Origin of the sequence: Citrobacter sp. wls613 (genome assembly GCF_005281195.1) — a bacterium.
GTDB lineage: Bacteria > Pseudomonadota > Gammaproteobacteria > Enterobacterales > Enterobacteriaceae > Citrobacter > Citrobacter gillenii.
In genome coordinates this window covers 55,307-66,826 of sequence record NZ_SZXN01000050.1, presented here as the reverse complement: position 1 = coordinate 66,826, position 11,520 = coordinate 55,307, and the positions used below count along the sequence as shown (strand labels likewise).

General features: G+C 47.8%; 7 protein-coding genes. 6 read left to right on the top strand and 1 reads right to left on the bottom strand.

Annotated elements, in window-relative coordinates; genetic code table 11:
* Window positions 1-19: 19 nt before the first annotated feature.
* Entirely contained in the window at window positions 20-2,518 is a 2,499-nt protein-coding gene (gene rdrA, locus FDX01_RS08585; RefSeq protein WP_249360911.1) for an antiviral RADAR system adenosine triphosphatase RdrA, read from the top strand.
* A gap of 3 nt (window positions 2,519-2,521) precedes the next feature.
* Entirely contained in the window at window positions 2,522-5,038 is a 2,517-nt protein-coding gene (gene rdrB, locus FDX01_RS08580) for an antiviral RADAR system adenosine deaminase RdrB (RefSeq protein ID WP_137399623.1), read from the top strand.
* Window positions 5,039-5,152: 114 nt separating this feature from the next.
* Here the strand turns inward: rdrB and FDX01_RS08575 are convergent, their stop codons facing one another.
* Complete coding sequence (locus FDX01_RS08575) at window positions 5,153-5,842, bottom strand: EAL domain-containing protein (protein ID WP_137399622.1); 690 nt, start codon at window positions 5,840-5,842, stop codon at window positions 5,153-5,155.
* 509 nt (window positions 5,843-6,351) lie between these two features.
* On the opposite strand from FDX01_RS08575, the gene fabI reads away from it, so the two are divergent.
* From fabI to FDX01_RS23670, 4 genes are all read left to right on the top strand, one after another.
* Window positions 6,352-7,140, top strand: a complete 789-nt coding sequence (fabI, locus tag FDX01_RS08570; protein ID WP_137361798.1) for an enoyl-ACP reductase FabI — start codon at window positions 6,352-6,354, stop codon at window positions 7,138-7,140.
* Window positions 7,141-7,357: 217 nt separating this feature from the next.
* Window positions 7,358-8,515, top strand: coding sequence for a carboxymuconolactone decarboxylase family protein (locus tag FDX01_RS08565; RefSeq protein WP_137399621.1), 1,158 nt, complete (start codon window positions 7,358-7,360; stop codon window positions 8,513-8,515).
* Between the two features lie 89 nt (window positions 8,516-8,604).
* Complete coding sequence (locus tag FDX01_RS08560) at window positions 8,605-10,539, top strand: exoribonuclease II (RefSeq protein ID WP_137399620.1); 1,935 nt, start codon at window positions 8,605-8,607, stop codon at window positions 10,537-10,539.
* Window positions 10,540-10,800: 261 nt separating this feature from the next.
* Window positions 10,801-11,520 (top strand): PAS domain S-box protein (locus tag FDX01_RS23670; RefSeq protein WP_249360910.1); only part of this gene is annotated, 720 nt, incomplete at its 3' end.

Here is an 11,520-nt window from a genome sequence, read left to right as displayed (position 1 = left end):
CATACACTAAATCAGTAAGTTGGCAGCATCACCTGAATACCGTGATGATTTTTGTGGCGATGGCGCCAAAGGCGAGAAAAATAACCTGTGGCAACAGCAGGCGAATAAAAAAATGCTTGAGAACCTGGCTCGTATGGGGCTGGAAGCTCGACAATATAAAAATGATTTACAAGATCCCAAAACGGCCCGGCTCACCAGTTACCATCATGCCATTTTTATCAATGGTGCTCGGGGGGCAGGAAAAACCGTCTTCTTACGCAATGCCAGCGCCGCATGGGCAAATTACAGCACCAAATATTCACAATTACCCGACTTACACTTTATCGATGTCATCGACCCAACATTACTGAACATTGATGACCGCTTCTCCGAGGTCATCATTGCCTCTATTTATGCTTCCGTTGAAGGTCAACTGAACCAGCCAGAGATTAGCCAGACGATAAAAGAGGCTTTTTTCCAGGCTTTGCGAACATTAGCCGGAGCATTAGGAAAGTCGCAAGAAATCGATGAGCTACGGGGTATTGATAGAATTCAAAAGTACCGTTCCGGTATTCATCTCGAGCGTGATTTTCATCGTTTCTTGATTGCTACTGTAAATCTGATGGGCTGTGATGCGTTAGTATTGCCCATTGATGATGTTGACATGAAAATTGATAATGGTTTCGCCGTACTGGATGACATCCGTTGTTTACTCTCCTGTCCGCTAATCCTCCCGTTAGTCAGCGGTGACGATGCGCTCTATCGCCACATTACGCAAAAAGCATTTTCTAATGGTCCTAATAATAAATTTGGGGTTGGCAGTATGGCTGAGAGTTTGTCAGAGGCCTATTTGACCAAAGTTTTTCCAGATCATATTCGATTACCGCTGCAACCAGTAGAACAACTTCTCCCCAAGTTAGAGATCCGCTACAAAACATCAGAGACAGAAAACACTGCTGAAATATCAAAACTGACTTTTCCACAATACGTAAATTTATTGAAAGAAACTTTCTATACTTTATGTAATGGACAAGAACGCAGCACTGATTGGACTCAACCGGTGAGCGCCAGAGAAGTCACCCAGTTGATCAGAAGCTTACCACCTTCATTATTAAAGGGACAACTGCATATCACCCCTGATATTTGTCAAAAATATGCTCACTGGGCGGAAAGACATCATGATGGTGTTGCTCTGACTAATATGGAGACGTATCTAAATATTCAGGTAGCACAGCAAGCAGAACAGCTAAACTTTAGCCAATTAATTGCCTTTAATCCTGTCTTACAAGTGAATCGACACACTTGGGCAAGTAAAGAGTTTTTTAGTCAGCAATACAGCACTATTATTGATATGAAGGCCCACGACACTAACCATAGTATTTTAAACTCAGTAGCAAACAGTTCAGATATTTTGCGCAGCATGCCTGCTTTAGAATTTATTATGGAGCCAATGTTTATAAGTAAATCCGTAGCAGAGGCTAAAAATGGGAATCCGTTACTGTTGGCACTGTATACTCACCATGATTATTATAGTAGACAGCTAAATCGGCGTCATCATATTTTCTTTAGCAGGGCATTTGAAATTATTGGTTGGTCCCTACTGGCTATAACCGGAAACTTACCAGACACCTTTTATCAAAAAGATAAATTCACGGCCATTTTTCAGGATATTTTCTTACGCGCCCCCTTCTATTCAATTTTTGCGATGAATCACACCCGGGAAATAGAAGAAGCGGACGATAACTTTAACCAACCGGATAATCCCGTCGACTATTCCAGCCATATTAACGAGTTGATAGAAAAAATTTATGACTGGTGTAAAAAAAGAAAAATAACAGAGCTTAAAGGTAAAAACCTGATTCCGCTGCTCAGCGTTATTTTTAATAAGGCTTTTTCTCAACTTGCTGTACTCAGAATGAATTTGTTAGACAAAAAGAAAGCACGAGAAGAACTTCTCTCCGATCTGGCGCGACGTTTTGAGTATATATTTATCAATTCTTTATTAACATTCACTAAAGATGGACTTGTTGTTAATACTAACGTCGCGACCGGCGCCAGAGCATCTGTAGTCAGAGATTACGTTGAATTCACAAAATACGATCGTACCTTATCCCGCAATCTTAGTGGCGTTATTGATCTGACCGTTGATGATGATAACAGTCTGAATCTAAAAAACATCAATAAAAGTGAGTATGCTGAACTTGTTATTGCCATGTGGTGCCATCCCATATTCAATATCGAAGCTCCCGAATGTTATCCTATTGGGGATAACAACGCGGCGGATCTCTTTAATGAAAACTATTTTTCAAAAATGACCTTTACTGATATTCGCGATTTTTACTATAAACAGACGGGCAATACGACAATCAAAACACAGGAAGTTAAACAGTGGGCAAGTAGCAATACCGAAATTGCCCATAATATCCTCAAATGCCTGCTTTCCTCACGCGTAATGCAGTCGCAACTTAAAGAAAATAATCAAGTTTCCTGGTTCTATCGTGGTCTTGCGCAGGGTATTGGAGAAGAGGTCAATAGTTAAATCATGTATAACCAAGATCCTCACTGGCTGATACCTTCCGTATTGCTGGCGTCTGACCGGGTGTTTTATCACCAACTCATGCGCCACCGCGGCGAGGAGGACGTCACAAAAAGTCCGACAGTTACAGAGGAAAAAATTGTTTCTCAAGCTGCGCTGGACTACCAGTTCTACTTCGGCGGACGTCTTCGTAAAGAAGATATTCAGAACAATATGCGCTTTTGGCACATCCCCTGTGCAGATGGCGACTATCTCAAACTCATTGCCAGGTTAGCGGATGATTTCTTAGTCTGGCGCGGCAATTGTTTTGAGGTTCGCCGTGAACGTTTAGAAGCGTGGTCGATGCTTTGTTCGGTGATTGATCCTGCATGGATCATTGCTAAAGCCTATGCGCAATTACACGATCAGAAGATATTATCAGAACAAGATATTGTTATACTGCTGACGGAAAATCAATGCCCCTTTGCTTTCCCCGGCGAGCCCAATGGAATTGCTTACGCGGATAACCATGTTCACTTCAATGGGCATGGCTATACGTCAATGTCGATGTTGAGTTTCATTGATAATGATTACACTCTCGGGAAAAAGGTTAAATGGCCTTATCGCCAGGAATATACCTTTTTTGAAAGTCAGAGACTGGAAAAAAACGATCTGCCTGAGTGGATGAAAAAGTATTCATCATGTTTGCTCAGCAGCATTTTCAATACTTCAACCTCGATAAACTATGCTCACCTTTCCAATGGTGAAGGTTTGTCGCTACATGATCTGCCTTACACTCAACAACCGACGACGCCCCAACAAAGAATCTTACAAACGGCCACGCAAACACACCCTTTTGGCCATCAGCGGTGGTTATTATTCTGCTGTGGACTAATGATGAACACGTCAACAAGCCACTACCCGTCAGTTCTCATTAATTTGATCCGAGTTTGTAATATCTTACGCAATTACATGGTGGTTTCTGCTGTCGGCTTGGGCCAGTTCGTTGATTATTTCGACGTTGGCAGACTAGGTGCCAGTAAAGATAACAGTAAAAGTGATACCGTTGATTTTGACAACAGCATCAATATTAATCGTGAGTATCGAGTCAGTCCCACTTTCTTATTAGGCAATAAAAATAATATTTACCACCATAAGCTCACTGACTTCTTTATGCGCCACGATCAGCGGGCGATGTCTGAGCAAGCACATATCGTTGTGCATTTTCGTCGGGGATACGGTAAGCACCCGCGTAACGATCGTCGATTAGAAACACTGCGCAGTGAGTTATTGACGCAGGTACGCGCACTAGAGAGTTTTTCCACATCGGTCACGATTCAGGAGACGGATTACCAGACGACTCTCGGTGGTCCCGAACAAAGGATTGATGTGCGTAAACTGATTCGTGGTTACGATGTCGCGGGTAATGAAAACGACCTACCTGTTGAAGTATTTGCTCCGGCGTTACGCGTATTACGCGCCGCAAAGTATCGTGCCGGAGAACACTGGTCAGTGAGATTACCCAGACCATTTATTACCGTTCATGCGGGAGAAGATTACAGCCACCTGTTATGCGGGCTACGCTCAATGGATGAAGCTGTCGAATTTTGTCAGCTCACTGAAGGAGATCGACTGGGGCATGGATTAGCATTAGGAGTAGATGTTTACGATTGGGCAAAACGGCAACGTCGCGCCTATATTACCGCAGGACAACATCTCGATAATCTTGTCTGGGCATATCACCAGGCTGTTTTACTTTCGCAGCATACCGTTGAACATATCCCGGTGATGCATGAATTAAGAGATAAGATCCACTATTGGTCTCAATTGCTGTATGAAGATGTTTATACTCCCGACCTTTTGTACCGGGCATGGTTACTCCGCCGAAACTGGCCCGACTATTCTTTCCTGGAAACTGAAATCGCCACCCGACAAGAATGGGTTCCGGACTGGAACATGGTTGCCGGCGAAGATCAAAACCCGTTGACTAAACGGACAGCAAAAAAGCTATGGGAACGTTATTTAGATAGCGATAAAAATCCGTCCGTTAATCGTATTATTTCCGTCAACTGTCTACCGGGTGGCACTGAAAGTTTTGTTGCGCATACCTGCGACGATGAGGACATTATTTCTCCAGGTGAACTCCGGTTATACGAAGCCATCCAGGACTATCTCATTGAGAAATACAGTCGAATCGGACTGGTCATTGAAGCCTGTCCAACATCAAATATTTATATCGGACGGTTTGAAAAATACCATGAGCATCCCCTGTTTCGCTGGAACCCACCCAATCCAGAATGGTTAAAACCTGGTGATAAATTCAACAAATATGGTCTGCGCTCCGGCCCGCTTTCGGTGTGTCTGAATACTGATGACAGTGCGTTGATGCCGACAACAATAGCGAACGAACACCGGCTTATGCGTGAATGTACCATTCAGCATTTTGCTATTGGCGCATGGATGGCAGATTTGTGGATTGATTCAATCCGCCAGAAAGGGATTTCAATATTTAAGGCTAACCATATAAAGCAGGATAGCCGTTAACCAGAGGTTCTATTTCCCTTGACTGGATGAAGTGAGGCACTGACCGCCGATGCCTGGCGCAAAGATCGCTAACTGTTATTGACGCCCTCCTCTGATGGAGGGCTTTTTATATCGTCAGTGAACAATATCTGCAGGTAGCAATGCTTCAATGTCGCTAAATGCAACCGGCGGGAAAATATCACCCTGCACGGCCCAGATACCCGCATGGCTTAGTTCATCAATAAGCCGCGCATCCTCCAGCCCCTCGACGACCACTCGGTCACAATATTCCCTGATGTTCTTAATCAGAACCGGGAACATCGGCTTTTCGACCTGCGACAAAAAGAAGCCGCGATCCATTTTCACTACATCAAAATTACCGCTGACCAGCGGGTTTGCCCCCACGCTACCAGAGCCAAGATTGCTCAACCACAAGGCATTAGGCCCGTCACGCAGAGAATTAATCAGCAGGTTATTCAGGCAAGCAGTATTCGACAGGAAACGTTCTGAGAGTTGAAGTGCAATAAACGGCATAGCGTGTAAGGCCGAGGTTATGGCAGGGTCGCCTATCGCGAGAAGCGCCATTTCATCAATCAGATTAAGTGTACAAAAAAGGTTATTGCTCTCAAACCAGGCGCGCTTTCGGGTGATTAACGCGATTTGTTCAAGCATGAAATGGCGTTTTTGTGCACTATTCCACGCGGCAATGATGAAATCTGAATGTAACGGGTGAACCGTCTCTGAGGTAAACCGGGCGATCATCTCAACACCCAGCAACTTTTCCGTTGTGTCTCTCATCGGTTCCGCGATGAAATGATAGCGCATAAGACCACTCCAATTGATCATAACATACTGATAATGCGCTTTTAATTATAATCAATCAATAATATCGATCAATGATTCATTATTGATCGATAAAAACAATATATGATAACAGGATGAATATAGCCGATTTTTTAGTTTTAAGAATCTTCTGACATTGATATGTTCATCAACATCGACTAGCGCTAAATCATACCATTTTACGTCGTTGAGTCCTCGTGTTTTCTGCCCTCGCCCCTGCTCCGGTCTGGTTGGAGGAGGCAGAACCTGGGGGGAGTGATATACTCCTCACGTGCAACGAATAGTGACAGGCCACTGATACTGACAACGATGCCACGGTTCCCGAAATCCCTTTTACTGTCGTTAACCGTATGGTGACTCGCAGAGAAAGATCGTGACACAAGGGGCAGAGAGTGGGATATAATTTCAGACCAATTTCGAGTGACCTTGAAATTGCAATCATAACGCATTGATTGCTAAAAAAATAAGTAATGACTATAAGGATTAAAGCTATGGGTTTTCTTTCCGGTAAGCGCATTCTGGTGACCGGTCTTGCCAGTAAATTGTCCATCGCCTACGGTATCGCTCAAGCGATGCACCGCGAGGGAGCTGAACTGGCGTTCACCTACCAGAACGACAAACTGAAAGGCCGCGTGGAAGAATTTGCAGCTCAACTGGGTTCCAACATCGTCCTGCAGTGCGATGTGGCTGAAGACGCCAGCATCGACACCATGTTCGCTGAACTGGGCAAAACCTGGGAAAAATTCGACGGTTTCGTACACTCCATCGGTTTCGCACCGGCAGACCAGCTGGATGGCGACTATGTGAATGCGGTAACCCGCGAAGGCTTTAAAATCGCTCATGACATCAGCGCCTACAGCTTTGTAGCGATGGCAAAAGCCTGCCGCACGATGCTGAATCCAGGCTCTGCACTGCTGACGCTGTCCTACCTGGGCGCAGAGCGCGCTATCCCGAACTACAACGTAATGGGTCTGGCGAAAGCGTCTCTGGAAGCAAACGTCCGCTATATGGCTAACGCGATGGGTCCAGAAGGTGTGCGTGTCAACGCAATCTCCGCAGGTCCAATCCGTACTCTGGCGGCTTCTGGCATCAAAGATTTCCGTAAAATGCTGGCCCATTGCGAAGCAGTTACTCCGATTCGTCGTACCGTGACCATTGAAGATGTGGGCAACTCAGCAGCATTCCTCTGTTCTGACCTGTCTGCCGGCATCTCTGGCGAAGTCGTTCACGTTGATGGTGGCTTCAGCATCGCGGCAATGAACGAGCTGGAACTGAAATAATCTTTCAGACCTCCTCTGTGGGCGGCGCGATGTCGCCCATGATTTTTTCCCCCTCCCGTCAGCTACTCCCTGTCATATATACTTTTCTGATATTTATTATCACGTAACAATCTTTCATCCCCTCATCAGCTTACGCCAGGATATTGCAGCGCAAACGATCCGGCGGACGAACATAACGACGTATCCGGGTCGCCACTTTTTTGACCAAGGAACGCCCATGGAACAACGCCGAATTGAAGGCAAAAACCACTGGTATCATGAAACGCAGTCCAGCACCTATCCGCAAGACGTTCTTCCGCTGGTGCCAGAAGCAGCAGACGTCGAAGACAGTTTTTTGCTGAACCTGGCGATACCGGAAGTCGCGCTGTTACCCTTTCAGTCCTGGTTAGAACCTGCCCGTGAACTTGCTCACATTCTCTTCCCTGCTGATGTTGCCCTAAATCCGTTACATACGTTCAGCGCCTATGAACGAATGAGTACCGCCTTAACTGTCGCTCAGGTTTACGGCATCCAACGATTGTGTAACCACTACGCAGCGCGTTTGACCCCGCTACCAGGCCCGGACTCCTCCCGTGAGAGTAATCACCGGCTGGCACAAATTACCCAGTATGCTCGCCAACTTGCCAGTTCTCCCGCTGTGATTGGCGCACGCGATCGCCAGCATCTTGATGACGTTGGATTAACAACCTGCGATATCATCTTGATTAATCAGGTCATCGGCTTTGTCGGTTTTCAGGCCCGTGTCGTGGCGGTCCTTCAGGCTTATTTTGGCCATCCCTTGCGTCGCATACCGGGCCTTGATGTTCAGCAATACGCGCAGGCCGCTATTTTTAACAACGCCGATGCACAATGGCATATTGCCGCATTCCCGATAGACGTCATCCCGCCTCGCGAGGCTTCACCAGGCAGCGTTGACCAAAACGGGCGCATCCCGGATTTACAAACGCTCGCGCCGCTGCTGGCACATTCACCGACGATACTGGCTTTACTCAGATCATTGCTGACCAGTACGCTATGTACAGATACACCGTCGAGGGCGTTTTCTCTCGCCACACTGCTGACATCACGCATTAACGGCAGCGTGGCATGCTTTAATGAACAGGCCCTCACTGCTCATCAACTGGCGGACTTCATCACGATACTGCGTCTGGATGAACGCGAATTGCAGCGCTGGGAACAACGACATCCGGTTGAGCGCGCTACCCTGCAAGCGGTACAATGGTTAACCAGGGCGCCCGACCGTTTTAGCGCCGCACTGTTAACCCCGTTATTTGAACAGGGTACCTCATCGGAACAGACTATTAACTTACTGGCCTGGAGTGGATTGTGCGGATGGTTGAATCGCTTGAAAATCGCGCTGGGCGAGACTCACTAACCACTCCGCTCATTGAAAGAGCGCTTGCTGCGACTGGCAGTTTCGCGTAAAACTGTCAGCCGCTCTTTTGGCCACGAAAATAGACAATTATGCTTCAGGACAACCCGCTGCTAGCGCAGCTTAAACAGCAACTACATTCCCAGACGCCGCGTGCTGAAGGGGTGGTAAAAGCCACGGAAAAAGGCTTTGGCTTCCTGGAAGTCGATGCACAAAAAAGCTATTTCATTCCACCGCCGCAGATGAAAAAAGTGATGCATGGTGACCGCATTGTCGCGGTGATCCATAGCGAAAAAGATCGCGAATCTGCCGAGCCGGAAGAACTGGTTGAACCGTTCCTGACGCGTTTCGTGGGTAAAGTTCAGGGTAAGAACGATCGTCTGTCCATTGTGCCAGATCATCCGTTACTGAAAGACGCTATCCCCTGCCGCGCTGCTCGCGGTGTGGATCATGAATTTAAGGAAGGTGACTGGGCCGTCGCAGAAATGCGTCGCCATCCGCTGAAAGGCGACCGCACCTTCTACGCTGAATTAACCCAGTTCATCACCTTTGCTGACGATCATTTCGCCCCCTGGTGGGTCACGCTGGCGCGCCACAATCTTGAAAAAGAAGCACCTAACGGCGTAGCCACCGAAATGCTGGATGAAGGTCTGGAACGTCAGGATCTTACCGCACTGAACTTCGTCACCATTGACAGTGCCAGCACCGAAGATATGGACGATGCGCTGTACGCCGAGGAACTGGCAGATGGCAAACTGCAATTAACCGTCGCCATTGCCGATCCTACCGCCTGGATTGCCGAAGGCAGCAAGCTGGATAACACTGCTAAAATTCGCGCGTTCACCAACTATCTCCCGGGCTTCAATATCCCGATGTTACCGCGTGAACTGTCAGACGACCTGTGCTCGCTGCGGGCTAACGAAGTCCGTCCGGTGCTCGCTTGCCGCATGACCATTGCGGCTGACGGCACTATTGAAGACGACATCACCTTCTTCACGGCGACCATCGAATCCAAAGCGAAACTGGCCTATGACAACGTGTCTGACTGGCTGGAAGGGAATAATGGCTGGCAGCCTGAAAACGACGAGATTGCCGAGCAGATCCGTCTGCTGCAGCGTATCTGCATGAGCCGTGGCGAGTGGCGTCATAACCACGCCCTGGTGTTTAAAGATCGCCCGGATTACCGCTTTGTACTGGGTGAAAAAGGTGAAGTGCTGGATATCGTGGCGGAACCACGTCGCATTGCTAATCGTATCGTGGAAGAGTCGATGATTGCGGCAAACATCTGCGCCGCGCGCGTTCTTCGCGACAAACTAGGCTTCGGGATTTATAACGTACACATGGGGTTCGATCCGGCGAATGCTGAAGCGTTGGCCGCCCTGCTGAAAACCCATGGTATGCACGTGGATGCCGAAGAAGTGTTGACGCTGGAAGGCTTCTGCAAACTGCGTCGTGAACTGGATGCTCAACCTTCTGGTTTCCTCGATAGCCGTATTCGCCGTTTCCAGTCCTACGCTGAAATCAGCGTCGAGCCAGGTCCGCACTTTGGGCTGGGCCTGGAGGCATACGCCACCTGGACCTCACCTATCCGTAAGTATGGCGATATGATCAACCATCGCCTGTTAAAAGCGGTAATTAAAGGCGAAACCATCGCTCGACCACAGGACGACATCACGATACAGATGACGGAACGCCGTCGCCTGAACCGGATGGCCGAACGCGACGTCGGTGACTGGTTATACGCCCGCTTCCTGAGTGACAAAGCCGGGACTGACACCCGTTTTGCGGCTGAAATCATCGATGTCAGCCGCGGCGGTATGCGGGTGCGCTTAGTCGACAATGGCGCCGTCGCGTTTATCCCGGCACCGTTCCTGCACGCGGTCCGTGATGAACTGGTGTGCAGCCAGGAAAACGGCACGGTACAGATCAAAGGTGACGTGGTTTACAAGGTCACTGACGTGATCGACGTGACCATCGCAGAAGTGCGAATGGAAACCCGCAGCGTTATCGCACGTCCAGCCGCGTAGCACCACTAAACTCAACGGCCTTTCTCTTTTTGTGAAAGGTCGTTTTCTTTTCCCCCTGATACGCCGCCACGCACTACACTTCCTTCATCCAGTCCAAATTATTTTTACTCTTTTCAGGTCTGCTGACTTTGCTTTTTTCTGAATCTGGATTACACATAAATATATAAATAAAACAATATGTTCAGCCATAATCACCCTGTATGAATCATGGCTACCCTTACTTTTGAGGCTCTATGCGCTTTAAACGGGATAGTACACATCATGAAAGACGTTCGGGAGTTGGTAACGTTGTATAGCTTTGTGGGTTCTCACAACCCTTACTGGCGTTTGTCAGAGGAGTGTAACATCCTGCATTTCTCTATTGACGAAACGGCCGCAGCAGAACAAACCATCAAATTATCACCGGAACAAGCCGATCGCATTCGGGAAATGACAGTGATTACATCTAGTCTGTTGATGACCCTTCCCATCGATACGGATGACATTCCCGTGCACCTTGTCGGGCGAAAAATTAATAAACGTGAATGGGCAGGTAGCGCATCAGCCTGGGACGACACCCCTTCTGTGGCACGCGATCTGGCACAAGGATTATCCTTTGCCGAACAGGTCGTATCGGAAGCCAATTCAGTTATCGTGATACTTGACCGACAGGGCAACATTCAACGTTTTAATCGGTTATGCGAAGAATACACCGGACTAAGAGAACGTGAAGTGATCGGGCAAAGCGTCTTCACGCTGTTTATGAGCCGTCGTGAAGCTGCGGCATCAAGACGCAATATTGACGTTTTTTTTCGTGAAGGCAACTCGTATGAAGTCGAGCGCTGGGTTAACACCTGTAAGGGTCAGCGCCTGTTCCTGTTTCGTAATAAATTTGTGCATAACGGCAGCGGTAAGAACGAAATATTTCTGATCTGTTCCGGGACCGATATTACCGAAGAGCGGCGCGCCCAGGAGCGACTTCGCGTGTTGGCGAACACCGAC

Excerpts from the sequence above, each read along its gene's own strand:
- rdrB (WP_137399623.1), top strand. The coding sequence starts at position 2,522 with ATGTATAACCAAGATCCTCACTGGCTGATACCTTCCGTATTGCTGGCG.
- FDX01_RS08575 (WP_137399622.1), bottom strand. The coding sequence starts at position 5,842 with ATGCGCTATCATTTCATCGCGGAACCGATGAGAGACACAACGGAAAAG.
- fabI (WP_137361798.1), top strand. The coding sequence starts at position 6,352 with ATGGGTTTTCTTTCCGGTAAGCGCATTCTGGTGACCGGTCTTGCCAGT.
- FDX01_RS08565 (WP_137399621.1), top strand. The coding sequence starts at position 7,358 with ATGGAACAACGCCGAATTGAAGGCAAAAACCACTGGTATCATGAAACG.
- FDX01_RS08560 (WP_137399620.1), top strand. The coding sequence starts at position 8,605 with ATGCTTCAGGACAACCCGCTGCTAGCGCAGCTTAAACAGCAACTACAT.